This is a genomic window from Microvirga medicaginis, assembly GCF_052658925.1.
On record NZ_JBQWEL010000017.1, the window covers coordinates 30,229 to 47,407 of the forward strand.

Consider the following 17,179-nt stretch of genomic DNA (forward strand, 5'->3'; position numbering starts at 1 on the left):
CCTGAGGAGCGCGCTTCCAGCGCGCGTCTCGAAGGATGACTTCAGCGAGACGCCCCTCGTCCTTCGAGACGCCGCCCTTGGCGGCTCCTCAGGATGAGGGGCTATGTTGGCGATTAACCGACCGAGCCTTCCAGCGAGATCGAGATGAGCTTCTGGGCTTCCACCGCGAATTCCATCGGGAGCTGCTGCAGAACGTCCTTCACGAAGCCGTTCACGATGAGCGCCGTCGCCTCCTCTTCCGAGAGGCCGCGCTGCTGACAGTAGAACATCTGATCTTCCGAGATCTTCGATGTCGTCGCCTCGTGCTCGAACACGGCGCTGGCATTCTTCGACTCGATGTAAGGCACCGTATGTGCACCGCACTGATTGCCGATGAGGAGCGAGTCGCAGTTCGTGAAGTTACGTGCGCCGGTCGCCTTGCGGTGGGCCGAAACCAGACCGCGATAGGTGTTCTCGGACTTGCCCGCAGCAATACCCTTCGAGATGATCCTGCTCGTGGTATTCTTGCCGAGATGGAGCATCTTGGTGCCGGAATCGACCTGCTGCATGCCGTTCGACACGGCGATCGAGTAGAACTCGCCGCGCGAGTTGTCGCCGCGCAGGATGCAGGACGGGTACTTCCAGGTGATCGCTGAACCCGTCTCGACCTGGGTCCAGGTGATGACCGAGTTGCGCCCACGGCAATCGCCGCGCTTGGTCACGAAGTTGTAGATGCCGCCCCGGCCCTCGGCGTCGCCCGGATACCAGTTCTGCACCGTGGAGTACTTGATCTCGGCATCGTCGAGCGCGATCAGCTCGACCACAGCGGCATGAAGCTGGTTCTCGTCGCGCTTGGGCGCCGTGCAGCCTTCGAGATACGAGACGTAGGAACCCTTGTCCGCGATGATGAGGGTGCGCTCGAACTGACCCGTATTCTTCTCGTTGATGCGGAAGTACGTGGACAGCTCCATCGGGCAGCGCACGCCCGGCGGCACGTAGACGAACGAACCGTCGGTGAAGACCGCCGAGTTCAGCGTCGCGAAGAAGTTGTCCGTCACCGGCACGACCGAGCCGAGATACTGGCGCACGAGGTCCGGATATTCGCGGATGGCCTCCGAGATCGGCATGAAGATCACGCCGGCCTTCTTCAGCTCTTCCTTGAAGGTCGTGGCGACCGACACGCTATCGAACACCGCGTCCACGGCCACACGGCTCTGCGGCTCGACTCCGGCCAGAATTTCCTGTTCGCGCAGCGGGATGCCGAGCTTCTCATAGGTCTTGAGAATCTCGGGATCCACCTCGTCGAGGGACTTCGGCGCCGGGTTCTTCTTCGGGGCGGCGTAGTAGTAAATGTCGTTGTAGTCGATCTTGTCGTACGACACGCGCGCCCAGGTTGGCTCCTTCATGGTAAGCCAACGCTTATAGGCATCAAGACGCCACTGGAGCATCCACTCGGGCTCGCCCTTCTTGGCCGAGATGAAGCGGATCACATCCTCGGAGAGGCCTTTCGGAGCCTTCTCCATTTCGACTTCGGTTTCGAAGCCATACTTATACTGATCGACGTCAATCGACCGGACCTGGTCGATCGTCTCCTGCACTGCAGGCATCTGTCTCTCCCACCGCTCACGGTTTCAAGGACCGCGGGTTGATGACATGGAATGCGAAACGAAGCCTTCAGGCCGCGCTCGCCCTCCGCTTATATAAGGTGCCAACCACCTTTTCGCACGCCTCCGCAAAGCGGATCACGTCCTCTTTCGTGGTCGTCCACCCCAAACTCACACGCAAAACGCCCTCGGCAAGGGCCGGCTCCATGCCCATGGCGTCGAGCACATGCGAACGCTTGACCTTTCCGGACGAGCAGGCCGAACCGGAGGACAGGGCAATGCCCGCAAGATCGAACGCGATCAATGCCGTCTCGGCCTTGAGGCCGGGTATGGCAAAGGCGAAGGTATTAGGCAACCGCTCAGCGTCAGAGCCCACAACAAGGGCGTCCGGCGCAATCCGGCGCACATGGGCCTCAGCCTCGTCGCGCAACTGCCGTAACCGCTCGGCTTCCCGCTCCAGCCCTGCCAGGGCGAGCTCGGCCGCAGCTCCAAAACCGGCAATGGCCGCCACGTTCTCGGTGCCGGCCCGATAGTTCTTTTCCTGCCCGCCACCGCGGATCAGGCGTTCGCCAATCTCGTATTGATCGGAGGCGAGAACCAGGGCCCCTGCCCCCTTTGGCCCCCCGAGCTTGTGGGCCGAGAGTGTCAGCGCATCGACGCCGAGACCGGCAAGATCGACCGAAATCCGGCCTGCCGCCTGCACCGCATCGGTATGGATGAGCCCGCCATGCTCGCGAACCAGCCGGGCAATCTCGGCCATAGGCTGAAGGACGCCGGTCTCATTATTGGCAAGCTGGACGGACACCAAAACCCGCTCGTCCCCGGCGCCCTCCAGGCGGGTCTTGAGCCAGGCGAGGTCAAGGATTCCGTGCTCGTTGACCGGAATAACGTCGACCTTGCTGGCCAGAAAACGATGACCGTTCAAAACGCAGGGATGCTCGGTTGCGCCGACGAAGAGCCGCGCCGCCCCCGACTGGCCCAAGCGGCGGAGGGACGGCGTGAGCACGAGATTTGCGGCCTCCGTGCCTCCACTCGTAAAGAACACGTTTTTCGCCCTGGCACCGACGAGCTTGGCGACAGCAACCCGAGCCGTCTCGATTTCAGCCCGAGCGGCACGGCCCTCGGTATGAATCGAGGAAGCATTGCCCGGCAGCTGCATGGCGCGCAGGACCGCCTCCGCCACCTCCGGCCGCAAGGGCGACGTGGCGTTGTGGTCGAGATATGTGCGCTGGCCGATCGCCATGGCTGTCCGTCTCAAGCCTCACGAATTTCTTGCAATTGACCCTGGTTGCTGTGTTAAAGCACCGCAACCACATGTCTCCCGTGTTTCCCCGAAGGCTCAAACCGCCGGAACTTTTTTGAAACAATGGAGCATTTTAGAAGAATTCTAAGGGTTTCTGTTTAAGGGAACTCAAGACCTGGAGTCAAGGTCGCACGGGGTTTTCCCTCTCCTTACAGAGAGGTGCTCAAGAGGTTTGCGTATATGCCTGAAGTCATCTTCACGGGTCCCGCCGGTCGTATCGAGGGGCGCTATCAGCCTGCCAAGGAGAAAGGCGCACCCATCGCCATCATCCTGCACCCGCATCCGCAATTCGGCGGGACGATGAACAACCAGATCGTCTACAACCTGTATTATGACTTTGTGAAGCGTGGCTTCTCGGTCCTGCGCTTCAACTTCCGCGGCGTGGGCCGCAGCCAGGGCGCCTTCGACCATGGCCAAGGCGAGCTCTCGGATGCTGCTGCGGCCCTCGATTGGGCCCAGGCCATGAATCCTGACGCACGCGCCTGCTGGATTGCCGGCGTGTCCTTCGGCGCCTGGATCGGCATGCAGCTCCTCATGCGCCGTCCGGAGATCGAGGGCTTCATCTCGATTGCCGCCATGGCGAACCGCTATGACTTCTCCTTCCTCGCCCCCTGCCCCTCCTCGGGCCTCTTCGTGCACGGCTCCGAGGATCGCGTGGCGCCGGTCAAGGATGTGGTCAGCGTCATCGAGAAGGTGAAGACCCAGAAGGGCGTGCAGCTCGAGCACGCGGTCGTGGAAGGCGCCAACCACTTCTTCGACGGCAGGGTCGACGAGCTCATGGTGGCCGTGGACAAGTATCTGGACAAGCGCCTGGGTTCGATCGAAGAGAACGCTTGAGAACACCTCGCCGGACGAGAAAAGGCAGGGCGTCAGAACGCCCTGCCTTTTTGGTGAGTTCGGTCAGCCTGTCAGAGGAAGGCAAAATCACTCGCAACAAGCGATGAAAGCTGCTTGTTGCTCAAGGTGAGACTGAATTCGCCCTTCGCAATCACGACATCACTGCCAATCTGGCGAGCATAGGCCATCATCGCAGAGAAATTCGCGAACAGAGGCTTGTTCCAGATATAAATCTGGTCGTGCGCGCCCGGGCCCGTATAGAAGTCCGTGATGGTGGTTTTGGCCCAGGGACGGATCGAGAAAATATCGCACCCTGCCCCTCCGGTCAGCCTGCTGCCGACGCCCCCACCGACAAGAACATCATCACCGTCGCCACCATAGAGGTAATCGGCACCGGCGCTGGGACTATCGTCGATGTCGAGATAGTCGTTTCCGGCCCCGCCGTAGAGGATGTCCGTTCCGCTCCCGCCGATGAGGGTATCGTTGCCACCGTCGCCGTAGAGGATGTCGTTGCCGTTTTCACCGTAGAGCTTGTCCTGACCTACGCCGCCCCAAAGGGTGTCATGATCCGTACCGCCAAAGAGCGTGTCGTTACCGTTGTCGCCGTACAGGGAGTCGTTGCCGTCTTCACCACCTGCAATGAAATCGTCACCGTCATTGCCATAAAGCTTGTCATTGCCCCAGCTGCCCCATAGCGTGTCATCACCCATGCCGCCATTGAGTATGTCGTCGCCATGCCCGCCGTTCAGGTGATCGTTGCCTGCATTACCGGAAAGAACATTGTCGGCAACATTGCCCGTGATCGTATCATTCCCTGAGCCGCCAACAGCATTCTCGATCAGGGAGCGTGTATCTGCATGATATTGCAGAGCATTGTAGACGTTGCCCTTTGCACTGCCTGACAACTGGTGAACGGATGCGACGGAGAAGCTACCTGGCGTCAGATCGATCTTGAGGTTCGTGTTGTAGTTCTCGAAATTGTACGTATCGATCCCGCCGCCATCCCAGATCGTCAGGAAGATCTGATTGTTATAGCCGGGCCTGCCTTGGCTGACTCCGTTGACAAAGGTTTCGCCGGTCTGCTGGCTCCATTTGTAAACCGTGTTGCCGCCGTTGGTCGTAAAGTCGGCACCATACATCTCCTGCAGGGCGGCGATGTCGTACATCATGAACGTTTGCGGATGTCCGATGACATTGTACGACATGACCGTGTACTCGGTCGAATCGTGCTCGGCACTCATTTTCGGCAGGTTTCCGCCGCTTTCATGAGCGTGCTTCATCCCGAGTGAATGCCCGAGCTCATGCAGAAACAGATAATATTGGTACGTACCAAGGATATTGAAATTTGGCGTCTCGTCGGCATTGGTGATCCAGGTATCGCCGCCGTAAACGGGAACGCCGGGATAATACCCGTGGCTGCGATTGATGACGCTGCCAGGCTGGAAGCCACTCAGCTTGATATCGGCACCGTTCCGGCCCGCATAGACGAATGTGGCGTTCGTAAACGACTCAAGCGAGGTCAGAGACATGACTCCGGCCGCGCCCTTGAAGATACCGTGGAAGGCCGTTTGCGTGGCCTGGGAGACGGGCTTGAAGCCGGAGGCACTCGGATTGATCCACTCATAATCCCAACGCGAATCCGGGAAGCTGTACGTGATGGTGCCGGAGGCCCATTGAGACCCGGAGAAAAGCGCCAGCACATCCTGATCGATATGGGTCGGCGCATAATATTTCGTGCCGAAGATCGCGACATTCGGAAGCCCCGCGGCAGCCGCAGAGAATATGCTCAGCGGCAAGCCCGAGATATTGTCGCTCACCCAGTCGTAAGCGGAAGAGAGCCACGACCCCACGCTGCTGAAGGATGGCGCACCCGCCGCCAGGGATGCCCATTTTGCAGGCCCGGTGAGAGCGGTCGTCCCTTTTTGGGAATATCCCGAGCTTCCTGCACCATAGGTATCGTGCTCATCGGGAGAGAGGAAGGAAGGCTTCCTTTCCAGGCTATGAGAGAACGACGCCCAGGAAACGCCCTTATGATCCGCAACACAAGCATAGCACATGAAGGAACCTCCCCCTACGTTTGATGAAATAATATTTTATTGCATCAACTGAGCTTGGCAATAGACCGAACGCTCTAGTTCACCACCCTAGGACGAGGCTGCATCCTGACCACAACTTGTAAATGGCTTCGTGACGCGCGAGCGCGCGGTCATGGAGGGCACGAACCACTTCTTCGACAGCGAGGTCGATGAGTTGATGGTGGTCGTCGACGATCATCTCGACAGGCGCCTCGGCTGGACCGAAGAGGCGGCTCGAGAACACTTCTCAAAAAGGGGAAGCAGAGCATCTAAACGCTCTGCTTTTTGTAAGCACGATGTCCTTCAGAGGAAAGCAAAGTCGCTGGCGACGAGTGACGACAGCTGCGTATTGCTCAGGGTGAGACTGAAATCATCCTTCGCAATGACGACGTCACTGCCAACCTGACGCGCCCCGGCCATCATTGCCGTAAAATCCGGGAACAGGGGCTTGTTCCAGATATAAATCTGATCGTGTGCTCCCGGGCCCGTGTAGAAATCCGTGATGGTGGTCTTGGCCCAAGGACGGATCGAGAAGATATCATAGTCTGCTCCTCCGGTCAGCTTGCTGCCGATACCTCCACCAACCAGGACGTCGTTGCCGTCGCCACCATAGAGTTCGTCGGCACCGGCACTGGAGCTATCATCAATGTCGAGATAGTCGTTTCCGCTCCCGCCATAGAGGGTGTCCGTTCCGCTCCCGCCGATGAGGGTGTCGTTGCCGAAGTTACCGACCAGCATGTTGTCGGCAGCATTGCCGGTTATTCTGTCGTCGAGATCTCCCCCAATGGCGTTTTCGATCAATGAGCGGGCGTCACCTTCAAATTGAAGTGCGTTATAGATGTTGCCCTGGGCGAAATGATTATCACCGAGATTGGCGAGCCTCGCGGGGGAAAATGTCGACCACGACCCGGGCGTGAGATCAATCGTCATCTCATCTGCGAAATCGCTGAAGTCATAGGTATCGATACCACCGCCATCCCAGACCGTCAGGAAGATGCTAAGGCCGCGACCGGCTTCGATTCCGTTCACGTAGAGTGCACCGGTCGAGTCATCCCACCGATAAACCGTATCTGTCCTGTTGGTGTTGAAATTAGCACCGTAGAGATGTTGCAGCGCCGCAATATCGTACATCATGAGTGTCTGCGGCGTGTTCAAAGCACCGAATGTGGTCAAGTCCTGATCGCCCACATAGGTCCGGTAGGTCATGACCGAGAATTCGATGGAGTCGCGGTCAGGGGTCAGTACGACAGGATTGCTGGTAATGTCTTGGTCGTGGCCATGCTTCAGCCCAAGAGCATGTCCGAGTTCGTGCATGATTGTATAATAGCCGAAACTCCCCAGCTGAGCGCTTGTGATGTCATTGCTGAGCCAAACGTCGCCTGCGCGGATATCACTCCATGTCTGATCAGGATAGTAGGCGGTTGACCGGCTCAGCATGGTCGAACGACCGATGGCAATGGTCTCGGGACTTGCGCCAGTCGAATAGAGCGTCAGGCTCGAAACGCCCTCCACAGAGCTCAGCGTCATATAAGACTGGCCATTGAAGAGCGAGGAGGAGCTCCCCTCGAGAATATTCTGAACGGCTAGCTGATGGGCGTCCCCGACTGGCTGAAAGCCATACACGAAAAGCGGGCTCCTGTACCGGTAGTCCGATAGGGAATCCGCGAAGAAGTAGCCGATCACGGGTGACGACCAATAGTGCCCTGAAAGCAGAGCGGTGACGTTGTTTTCGGGCATGGATCCTCCCTTTAGGACGTTTCTTATTTTGTTATAATGTATCATAAAGACAGGCACAACCTTCCCCATAGGAAGACCGTCGTCTGGGGTGTTGGTTATGCCTTGGGAGGAAAGCCGATTGTTGCGGCGGAGGCTAAAACTGCTACAGGGATATTTCTTCTCTCAACGAGTGCCGTGATGACTGCGCCCCGATCCGAATTCCTGAAGGTCCTCACCGAGCGAGGCTTCATTCACCAGACCTCCGATTTCGAGGGAGTGGATGCGGCTGCTCTGGAAAATCGCCTGACGACCTATGTGGGCTATGATTGCACGGGCCCGTCGCTCCATGTGGGCCACCTGCTCTCGATCATGATGCTGCACTGGCTCCAGAAGACGGGAGCCGGCAAGCCGATTACCCTCATGGGCGGCGGCACGACCCGTGTGGGCGATCCGTCCGGCAAGGACGAGAGCCGCAAGCTCCTGACCGTCGAGCAGATCGAGGCCAACAAGGAGAGCATCAAGACCGTCTTCTCGCGCTTCATCCGCTTCGGCGAGGCTAAGACCGACGCGACGATGGTCGACAACGCCGAGTGGCTCACCAAGCTCAACTACATCGAGTTCCTGCGCGATGTGGGCCGCCACTTCTCGGTCAATCGCATGCTGTCCTTCGACAGCGTGAAGCTGCGCCTCGAGCGCGAACACGAACTGTCGTTCCTGGAATTCAACTACATGATCCTCCAGGCCTACGACTTCGTGGAGCTCAACAAGCGCTACGGCTGCGTGCTGCAGATGGGCGGCTCGGATCAGTGGGGCAACATCGTCAACGGCATCGATCTCGGCCGCCGCCTCGGCACGCCGCAGCTCTACGCCGTCACCTGCCCGCTGCTGACCACGGCCTCTGGCGCCAAGATGGGCAAGACCGCCTCCGGCGCGGTCTGGCTCAATGCGGATATGCTCAGTCCCTACGATTACTGGCAGTTCTGGCGCAACACTGAGGATGCGGACGTTCCGCGCTTCCTCAAGCTGTTCACGATTCTGCCGATGGACGAGATTGCCAAGCTCTCGGCTCTGCAGGGCGCCGAGATCAACGAGGCGAAGAAGGTGCTGGCCACCGAGGCCACCGCCCTCCTCCATGGTCGCGAGGCCGCGGAACTGGCCGCAGAGACAGCGCAGAAGACCTTCGAGCAGGGTGCGCTGGCGGAGAGCCTGCCGACCATCGAAGTCGCTTCCGGCATCCTGAAGGAAGGCCTCGGCGTGCTGACCGCCTTTGGCCCGGATTATGCGAAGCTCGTACCGTCATCGAGCGAGGCCCGCCGTCAGGTCAAGAGCGGCGGCCTGAAGGTGAACGACCAGACGGTTTCCGACGAGCGCGCCACGCTCAATCTGTCGGACCTCACGAGCGAAGGCGTGATCAAGCTGTCCTTCGGCAAGAAGAAGCACGTTCTTCTGCGGGCCATCTAAAAAGCCCAGCTCTCGCCCGTCGAGACGGATTGCTTACGCGATCCACCTCGGAGCGACGCTTTGGATCTGGTTGAGGATTCTTGGGTTCTAGCGCATCGTGCGGACCCGAAGGGCCACGTCAGTGACCCGAAGGGCCGCATCAGCGAAAAGTGGACCCGGTTTTCCGCAGTCAACGATGCGCCAGCATAAAGCGTGAGCATCGGATGGATCCCAAAAGTGCAAGTCCACTTTTTACGTCCGATGCTCTATCGCTCCGGGGTCGCAGGCGGTGCATCGCCCTGCGACTCCGTTCCCACACCGAAGAGCTTGCGCAGGAAGCCCGGCGCTACCGCCGAAAGCGGATTGACCGTCAGCGTCGGAGCGCTTGTGGAACCCATGGCGCGGAAGTTGACCGCAAATAATCCCTCATACTGACCGCCGCCGAGCAGAGGCCCGAAGAGCGGCACCTTGGCAAAGGCGTTGTTCAGCCCATAAGCCGGCACGAAGGTGCCCGAGATATCCATGCGATCCCGGCCGTAATCGATGAAACCGCCGAGGGTGAAGCCGATCTGATTGCCGTAGATGGCGGCATCCCTGAAATCGATGCGGCCGGCCGTCCGCGTGAAGTCGACCCTTGCCCTGGCGAAGGTCGCCTCGTTGACGTCCACCCGGACGGATTGCGGATTGCCGGCTTTGTCCTGTCCGGCAATCACTTGCGTCTGGGTCGGGATGATCCGGCGCAGGGCCGGCTCGTTGACCAGGGTGAAGGAACGCAGCAGCAGAAGCCCGGGCTGAGCCCCCTCGCCCGTCGCCATGTTGATGATGAGATCGCCCCCGGCCATGCGCTTGTACACATCGGTAAAGCGCAGGAGCGCCCCCGCATCCTCCGCCTGAATGATGAGGACAGAGCCGCTCCTCCCCTGGGGATCCGTGCGGGCGGCAATGTTCGAGGAGCCGAGCCGGCCTTTCATATCGAGCTGGCGCAGGGTGTCCTTGCGCACGGACGCCTTGATCGTGGCGTTGGTGATCGCCTCGTCGTTGTAGCCGGTGAGGATGTTGAGCGCGAGGTCGATGTCGACATCCTTGGAATCCTTCTGCGCGTTTCCGCTACGAGACGAGGATTGCGAGCCGAAACCTTTCAGAAAGGGGCGCGCATCGCCCACATTGCCGCGCACATTCACCTTATAGATGCCCCCGGATTGCTCGATCTGCACCCGCATATCGTCGCCGGGCGAGAGCTTGAAGGTGGGCAGATCCGCCTTCTCAATCTCTCCGTCCTTCGACAGAGTCGCGGTACCGCGCAACTGCACCGTTCCGCTGTCGAGTTGCAAATCGCGGATCTCATTTTCGGTCCCCTCGACCATCGCGAAGGTCAGCTTGCCGGGCCGACCTGCAGGCTTGACCCAGCCGGGGATGAGCTGATCCACACCAGCTTTGGCGAAGTCTGCCTCAATCAGCATATCGGGCGCGTCGGGCTTGCCCAGAGGCAGGCCCACCTTGAGCGCGACACTGCCCGTCAACTGCGAGCCGAAGGAGAGCCCTCGCTTGCTGCGCGCGGCCTCGTCGAGAACGAAGGAGACATTCGCCTGGCCGCCCTGGCGGTTCTTCTGCACGTCGATATTGGCCGGACCGCCACCCATCTTGCCGTCGCCTTTGATCGACAGGTCCCCCTTGTCGTAGGCGATCGTCAGGTTGGCCCCTTCGAGCTTTTCCTTGCCGAACAGCTTGTCGAGAGTGAGATCGTTCAGCGTTCCCGCGATCTTCAGCGGAAGATCGGCAATCGCGGGAATATTGTTGACGGCGAGCCCAATCCCAACCCGCAGGTCAGCCTTGCCCTTCATCGTGGCGGGATCGACCTGGAACCCCGCGATCTCCTTGACGACAGGCTGCTGGAGCATGGCGCCGACACCATCCGCCGAGCCCATGAGGCGGAAGTCGATGCGCGCAACCGCATTGTCGTCCCAGTAATTGTCGAGAGCGAAAGAGCCTTCGGAGGCATTCAGGCTGTAATTACCGGCCATATCGATACGCCCCGTCGGAGCGCGTAAGGCAACCTTCGTACCGGTCACCTGCCCGGTCACATCCATCTTCGAGATCGGCGGCAACCCCTCGGCAGCCTGAAGGGTGCCCTGAGAGATCTGGAAATCGATCTTCACGGAGTCGTCGGGGATGGGTCCGCCGGACATGGACTTTTCCACATCGCCCCCCGTCATCGCTACCTTGAGCTTGAATCTCTCAAGGGTGCCGCTCTTGAGGTTCGCCACCAGGAAGCGCCGAACTGGAGGAGCCACGGCCTCCGGCCAGACGCGCAGCGCGGATCGGACATTAGTCTGCGTGGCCGTCACATCGAATTTCAGCCCCTTCGGATCGGCCGAATCCGCAAGGGCGCCGCTGATATCCGTGGTGAGGTCGGGCCCGCGCAGCTTGATGCTGTTGATCATGACGCCATTGGGACCGGAGAGGTTGGCGTCGAACTGCGAAACCTGGAGCGGGGCATCGCCGGGAGCCGCACCCGACCAGACGAGATCCTTGCCGCTCAAGAGCAGGCGCCAGGGAGCATTCGCCGTCGGCGTCGACAGCGCGCCTTGGAGCTTGACGCGCGTCTCGCCGCCTTTGAGCTCAAGAATCGGCAGGTTGAGGGTCTTCTTGGCTTCGTCCCAATCGGCCACGATCGTGGCGCGCTCGACCGGCAGAGCCGAGGTATCCTTGTCCTCGATCTGGATCATGCCCTTGTTGCTGTCGAGACGGGTCTTCAATTCCGTCACGCGGCCATCCGCATAGGCCACGTCGAAGCGCCCCGAGAACTCGAGATCGGTCGCAGCCGGAAGGCCTGACAACCCGCTGAGCAGCAGGATGTCCTGGATCGGCGCGGAATCGGCGACGACTGCCGCGCGGTAGGCCGTGCTGCTCTCGGCCTTCGCATCGCCGTTGAGCTGCCAGGGTCCCTGAGGACCTTCGACGGTCGCCGCGAAATGACGTCCACCATCCACCGACCAGTCGAAAGTGGCGTCGACACGTTTGAATCTGGCCCGTTCGCGACGATCCGCATCGATGAAGACGAGCTGAGCATTGGTCAGTTGTGCGCGTCCAAGAGAGTTGAGGACGCTTCCCGGGCCGACGACCAATTCGAAAAGAGAGCCTACGGTGCCCGACACCTGAGACGGACCATCGGTGCTCGCCGCCAAGGCGGCAGCGGCTTCCTTGGAAGGAGTGGGTTCGGCTGTCGCATCAAACGCAGCATGCACTTCTTCCGTCGTCTGCACGGGCGAGAAGGTCAGCGAACCATCCCGGTTGACCAGAATCCGCAATTGCAGGTCCCGCACCTCGATGGCTTTGGGCTGCAGATTGGCTGTGAGCAGCGACAGGAAGTCGACACTGACAAGGGCATACGGAGCCCGAACAACGAGTCCTCCGCCAGGAGCTCGGATATCGAGGCCGTTCGCCCGCAGGGCCGGTGTCCCTTCATGCAGCTCGATGGCCGTGTTGCGCAGCGTCACGGCCCAGCCGGGGCCAATGCGGGCGGCCAAGGCCTCGGCAACGCGCTCGGGCAGGCGTCCGAAGGTCATGGGTCCCACGGAGAGGCGCAGGTAAAAAAGCCCCGCAACAACAATGAGAAAAGCGATCAGCCCAAGCTTCACGTAGAGCGTACCGCGGAGCACCCGGCGCCAAAGGCTCTTCTTGGCCGGTTCTCGCCGGGACAACGTGGTACGGAACGGTGACTTCATTCTTGTGATGTCGGGCAACTCGGTTCTTGCGCTTCTGCGGCAGCGAAGGAATCACTGAGGGACCTTATCTGTCCCGGCAGCCTCCCGCGACCGCCTCTTCTCCGTCGTGCACACCAAGAGGCTTCCAATCAGGACAATCCGCCAAAAGGAAGGCGAACGATGGCACTGACACCCGGAACCCAAGCCCCCGCTTTCTCCTTGCCCGCTACTGGAGGGAAGGACATCTCCCTGGAGAGCCTCAAAGGCAAGAAGGTGGTGCTGTATTTCTACCCGAAGGACGATACGAGCGGCTGCACTCTGGAGGCTCAGAACTTCCAGGCCCTTCGCAAGGAGTTCGAGGCCGCCGACACCGAGGTCATCGGTGTCTCACCCGATCCCGTGAAGAGCCACGACAAGTTCCGCACCAAATACGACCTCGAATTCCCCCTCGCCTCCGATGAGGAAAAGAACATGCTGGAGGCCTATGGCGTTTGGGTCGAGAAGAGCATGTATGGCCGTAAGTATATGGGCGTAGAGCGTACTACGGTGCTCATCGACCGCGACGGCACAATCGCCAAGGTCTGGAACAAGGTGAAGGTGCCCGGCCACGCGGAGGAAGTTCTGGCGACAGCCAGGACTCTCTGAACCAGAGCAAAATGAAAGGCCGCTTCGATGAAGCGGCCCTTAGTTCTTAGTCGATATCCTCGACCTCTTCGCCGCCGCCATAGACGCGCTGGGCGAGCGAGGCCTCCATGAACGGGTCGAGGTCGCCGTCGAGCACGTCCTGCGGGCTCTGGGACTGAGTGCCCGTGCGCAGGTCCTTCACCAGCTGATAGGGCTGCAGCACATAGGAGCGGATCTGATGGCCCCAGCCGATATCGGTCTTGGCGGCAGCTTCAGCATTCGCCTTTTCCTCGCGCTTCTTCAGCTCGGCCTCGTAAAGGCGCGCACGCAGCATGTTCCAGGCGGTCGCGCGGTTCTTGTGCTGCGAACGCTCCTGCTGACACGCCACGACGATGCCGCTCGGGATGTGCGTGATGCGCACCGCCGAGTCCGTGGTGTTCACGTGCTGGCCGCCCGCACCCGAGGAGCGGAACGTATCAATACGGCAGTCGGATTCCTTGATCTCGATGTTGATGCGGTCATCCACGACCGGATAGACCCACACCGAGGCAAAGCTCGTATGGCGGCGCGCGTTCGAGTCGTAGGGGGAGATGCGCACCAGACGGTGCACGCCCGACTCGGTCTTGAGCCAGCCATAGGCGTTGTGGCCCTTGATCAGAAGCGTGGCGCTCTTGATGCCGGCTTCTTCACCATCGGTGATTTCGAGGAGCTCGACCTTGAACTTCCGGCGCTCGGCCCAGCGGGCATACATGCGCTGGAGCATGGAGGCCCAGTCCTGACTTTCCGTGCCACCGGCACCCGAGTGCACTTCGAGATAGGTATCGTTGGCGTCGGCCTCGCCCGAGAGCAGGGTTTCCACCTGACGGCGTGCAGCCTCTTCCTGAAGAGCGCGGATCGTCTCCTCGCCTTCCTTGATGGTGCCTTCGTCGCCTTCCATCTCGCCGAGTTCGATCAGCGTGACCGCGTCATCAAGCTCCTGCTCCATGCGCTTGATGGCGGAAATCTGATCCTCCAGCGAAGTGCGTTCGCGCATGATCTTCTGCGCGGCCTCCGCATCGTTCCAGAGGTTCGGGTCTTCGGCTTGGGCGTTCAGTTCGGCGAGGCGGCGCTGGGCATTCTCCCAGTCAAAGATGCCTCCTCAGCAGCCCGACTGACTGCTTGGTCTCTTCTACGAGGTGTTCGATTTCGGCGCGCATTTTGTCTTGCTGTCTGTGCCTTGAGTTCGAGGGCGTCTTAAGGGGACTGCCCCACGGTGTAAAGAAGCCTTCCCGCAAACTGCCGAGCACTGCAGTCACCTTCGCGTCTGCAGTGCTCATGCGTTCTCGTGCTTGTCAGGAAGCGCACTTCATATGGTGAGGAAGACGGATCAATACAATCCGCCCGGATTTGCTCCCACCGCCCGCTGTGGTGGAGGAGCCGGCGAGTACTCGGCCTGCGGCACCGCTTCCTCCTCCGGAGGAGCATAGTATTCCGGCGGCGACTGGCCGGGCTTGAAGGCCTCCAGGATCGTGCCGGCGCCCTCGCCTCCGGCGCGGGTGCCGGTGGCAGCGCTGACCCGGATCAGCTTGATGCCCGGGGGCACGCGGAACGGCGTCGCAGGCTTGTCCTTCAGGGCCATCTGCATGAAGTCACGGAACACGGGCGCAGCATATTGGCCGGCGGTCGCCGCATTGCCGAGGGACTTCGGCTGGTCATAGCCGAGGAACACGCCGACAGCGAGGTCGGGCGAGAAGCCCACGAACCATACGTCCTTCGCGTCGTTGGTGGTGCCGGTCTTGCCGGCGAGCGGCTTGCCGACGGCCTTGACCGACTGGGCGGTGCCGCGCTGCACCACGCCTTCGAGGATCGAGGTCATCTGATAGGCGGTCAGAGGGTCGAGCACCTGCTCGCGATTATCGGTGAGCTTGGGCGCGGCGCTGCCGTCCCATTTCTCCGCGTCGCAGGTGGCGCATTTGCGATCGTCGTGGCGATAGATCGTGCGGCCGTTGCGATCCTGAATCTGGTCGATCAGCGTCGGCTTGATCCGGCGGCCGCCGTTCACGAACATGGAATAGGCCGCCGTCATGCGCATGACCGTGGTCTCGCCAGCGCCGAGCGACATGGAGAGCAGCGGCAGCATGTCGTCATAGACGCCGAAGCGGCGCGCATATTCGGTGACGACCGGCATGCCGATCTCGTTGGCCAAGCGCACCGTCATCAGGTTCTTCGAGTGCTCGACGCCGTAGCGAAGCGTGCGCAGGCCCGCAGACTTGCCGTCGTAGTTCGACGGCGCCCAGGCCGCCTGTCCCGGGCCCATGTCGAGCACGAAGGGCGAGTCCATGATCTGGGACGAAGGCGTATAGCCGTTGTCGAGAGCCGTCGCATAGACGATCGGCTTGAATGAGGAACCCGGCTGGCGCATCGCCTGCGTCGCGCGGTTGAACTCGCTCTGATCGAAGGAGAAGCCGCCGACCATCGCATGGACGCGGCCCGTCTGGGGATCCATGGCGACGATGGCGCCGGAAATTTCAGGCACCTGGCGCAGACGGTACTGGCCCTGCTTGCCATCGATGGGCTCCACATAGACCACGTCGCCGACAGCAAGCGCCTTCTCAACGGCGCGGCGCGTCCACTTCACACCGTCGGCGGTCACGAAGCCGGTCTCGCGGTCACGAGACAGCTGCCCTGAGGATTCCTTCTTCGGCTGCAGGCCGATGCGGGCACGTCCGCTGGCAACGTCGAGCACCACGGCCAGACGCCAGGGCTGCACGTCGCCCATGGACTGGACCTCGGCCAGTGCCTGGCCCCATTCACGGCCTGCCAAGTCGAGCTTTTGCTGTGCACCGCGCCAGCCGCGCGCCTCGTCGAAGCGCACAAGACCGTCGACCAGGGCCTTACGGGCCATGGCCTGCATCTTGGGGTCGAGGGTCGCACGGATCAGGAGACCGCCTTCGTAGAGCTTCTCTTCACCGTAACGCTCGGCAATATCGCGACGCACGCCCTCGGCGAAGTAGCCTGAGGCGATGCTGTTGGGCGACACGACGCGCGGCGTGACGTTGAGCGGCTGTTTCTTGGCCGCTTCCGCCTGCTCCGGCGTGATGTAGCCGTTCTCGGCCATGCGGCCGATCACCCAGTTGCGGCGCTCGATGGCGGCTTGGCGCTGGCGGAACGGATGATAGTTGTTCGGCGCCTTCGGAAGAGCAGCCAGATACGCCACCTCGGCAATATCGAGCTCGTGGAGCGACTTGCCGAAATAGTTCAGCGCCGAGGCGGCGACGCCGTAATTGCCGAGACCGAGATAGATCTCGTTGAGATAGAGTTCGAGGATCTTGTCCTTCGAGAAGGTCGATTCCATGCGAAGGGCAATGAGCGCTTCGCGGATCTTGCGCTCGTAGCTCCTCTCGTTGCCGACGAGGAAGTTCTTGGCCACCTGCTGGGTGATGGTGGACGCGCCCTGCTCGCGCTTGCCGCCCGACTTGACGTTGACCAGGATCGCGCGAATGACGCCCTCGGGGTCGATGCCCGGGTGCTTGTAGAAGTTCTTGTCCTCGGCGGACAGGAAGGCGGCCTTCACCAGCTTCGGCATGGCCTGGATCGGCACGTAGAGGCGGCGCTCGCGGGCATATTCCGCGATCAGGCTGCCGTCCGAGGCGTGGACGCGGGTCATCACCGGCGGCTCGTAATTGGCGAGCTGCGCGTGATCCGGCAGGTCCTTGGAGTAGAACCAGAATCCATAGGCCAGCCCGACGGCGCCGATCAGAAAGAAGATCGCCCCGATGCTGAACAGGAACCCGAAGAATCGTAGGACAAAACGCATCCGAAGATATTCCGTTGTCGGCGCTTGGAAGCACCCGTTTATGCAAATCTCGAACGCCGTTTCCCATCGGAACAGGAACGGCGCTCAAATCTGCCCCGCTC

10 protein-coding genes are annotated in these 17,179 nt (G+C 60.8%); 3 read left to right on the top strand and 7 right to left on the bottom strand.

What is annotated here, in order from left to right; translation table 11 throughout:
• Positions 1-113: 113 nt before the first annotated feature.
• Positions 114-1,586 (bottom strand): Fe-S cluster assembly protein SufB, encoded by a 1,473-nt coding sequence (gene sufB, locus ACUXUR_RS19345; protein ID WP_445503991.1) that lies wholly within the window; start codon positions 1,584-1,586, stop codon positions 114-116.
• A gap of 67 nt (positions 1,587-1,653) precedes the next feature.
• Positions 1,654-2,826 (bottom strand): cysteine desulfurase family protein, encoded by a 1,173-nt coding sequence (locus ACUXUR_RS19350; RefSeq protein ID WP_445503992.1) that lies wholly within the window; start codon positions 2,824-2,826, stop codon positions 1,654-1,656.
• Positions 2,827-3,066: 240 nt separating this feature from the next.
• On the opposite strand from ACUXUR_RS19350, the gene ACUXUR_RS19355 reads away from it, so the two are divergent.
• On the top strand, positions 3,067-3,723 hold the full coding sequence (locus ACUXUR_RS19355; RefSeq protein WP_445503993.1) for an alpha/beta hydrolase: 657 nt from the start codon (positions 3,067-3,069) through the stop codon (positions 3,721-3,723).
• A 71-nt stretch (positions 3,724-3,794) separates the two neighbouring features.
• Here the strand turns inward: ACUXUR_RS19355 and ACUXUR_RS19360 are convergent, their stop codons facing one another.
• Both ACUXUR_RS19360 and ACUXUR_RS19365 read right to left on the bottom strand, forming a co-directional pair.
• Positions 3,795-5,780 (bottom strand): M10 family metallopeptidase C-terminal domain-containing protein, encoded by a 1,986-nt coding sequence (locus ACUXUR_RS19360; protein WP_445503994.1) that lies wholly within the window; start codon positions 5,778-5,780, stop codon positions 3,795-3,797.
• A gap of 321 nt (positions 5,781-6,101) precedes the next feature.
• Positions 6,102-7,535, bottom strand: a complete 1,434-nt coding sequence (locus tag ACUXUR_RS19365) for a M10 family metallopeptidase (RefSeq protein ID WP_445503995.1) — start codon at positions 7,533-7,535, stop codon at positions 6,102-6,104.
• A gap of 177 nt (positions 7,536-7,712) precedes the next feature.
• Here ACUXUR_RS19365 and tyrS point away from each other — a divergent pair, with 177 nt between their 5' ends.
• Complete coding sequence (tyrS, locus tag ACUXUR_RS19370) at positions 7,713-8,975, top strand: tyrosine--tRNA ligase (RefSeq protein ID WP_445503996.1); 1,263 nt, start codon at positions 7,713-7,715, stop codon at positions 8,973-8,975.
• 245 nt (positions 8,976-9,220) lie between these two features.
• Here tyrS and ACUXUR_RS19375 read toward each other — a convergent pair whose 3' ends face one another.
• Complete coding sequence (locus ACUXUR_RS19375; RefSeq protein ID WP_445503997.1) at positions 9,221-12,679, bottom strand: hypothetical protein; 3,459 nt, start codon at positions 12,677-12,679, stop codon at positions 9,221-9,223.
• A 159-nt stretch (positions 12,680-12,838) separates the two neighbouring features.
• Here ACUXUR_RS19375 and bcp point away from each other — a divergent pair, with 159 nt between their 5' ends.
• Entirely contained in the window at positions 12,839-13,303 is a 465-nt protein-coding gene (gene bcp, locus ACUXUR_RS19380) for a thioredoxin-dependent thiol peroxidase (protein WP_445503998.1), read from the top strand.
• Between the two features lie 46 nt (positions 13,304-13,349).
• Here the strand turns inward: bcp and prfB are convergent.
• Positions 13,350-14,478 (bottom strand): peptide chain release factor 2 gene (gene prfB / locus ACUXUR_RS19385; protein ID WP_445503999.1). Its coding sequence is split into 2 segments (ribosomal slippage): positions 13,350-14,408 and positions 14,410-14,478, totalling 1,128 coding nucleotides; the frame shifts between segments, so codons are not numbered across the junction.
• Positions 14,479-14,648: 170 nt separating this feature from the next.
• A complete protein-coding gene (locus ACUXUR_RS19390; RefSeq protein ID WP_445504000.1) occupies positions 14,649-17,078 on the bottom strand; it encodes a penicillin-binding protein 1A in 2,430 nt (809 codons plus the stop codon).
• Positions 17,079-17,179: the final 101 nt, after the last annotated feature.

Bases quoted from the DNA above. Each gene is read 5' to 3' on its own strand.
- sufB (WP_445503991.1), bottom strand. From the start codon at position 1,586: ATGCCTGCAGTGCAGGAGACGATCGACCAGGTCCGGTCGATTGACGTC.
- ACUXUR_RS19350 (WP_445503992.1), bottom strand. From the start codon at position 2,826: ATGGCGATCGGCCAGCGCACATATCTCGACCACAACGCCACGTCGCCC.
- ACUXUR_RS19355 (WP_445503993.1), top strand. From the start codon at position 3,067: ATGCCTGAAGTCATCTTCACGGGTCCCGCCGGTCGTATCGAGGGGCGC.
- ACUXUR_RS19360 (WP_445503994.1), bottom strand. From the start codon at position 5,780: ATGTGCTATGCTTGTGTTGCGGATCATAAGGGCGTTTCCTGGGCGTCG.
- ACUXUR_RS19365 (WP_445503995.1), bottom strand. From the start codon at position 7,535: ATGCCCGAAAACAACGTCACCGCTCTGCTTTCAGGGCACTATTGGTCG.
- tyrS (WP_445503996.1), top strand. From the start codon at position 7,713: ATGACTGCGCCCCGATCCGAATTCCTGAAGGTCCTCACCGAGCGAGGC.
- ACUXUR_RS19375 (WP_445503997.1), bottom strand. From the start codon at position 12,679: ATGAAGTCACCGTTCCGTACCACGTTGTCCCGGCGAGAACCGGCCAAG.
- bcp (WP_445503998.1), top strand. From the start codon at position 12,839: ATGGCACTGACACCCGGAACCCAAGCCCCCGCTTTCTCCTTGCCCGCT.
- ACUXUR_RS19390 (WP_445504000.1), bottom strand. From the start codon at position 17,078: ATGCGTTTTGTCCTACGATTCTTCGGGTTCCTGTTCAGCATCGGGGCG.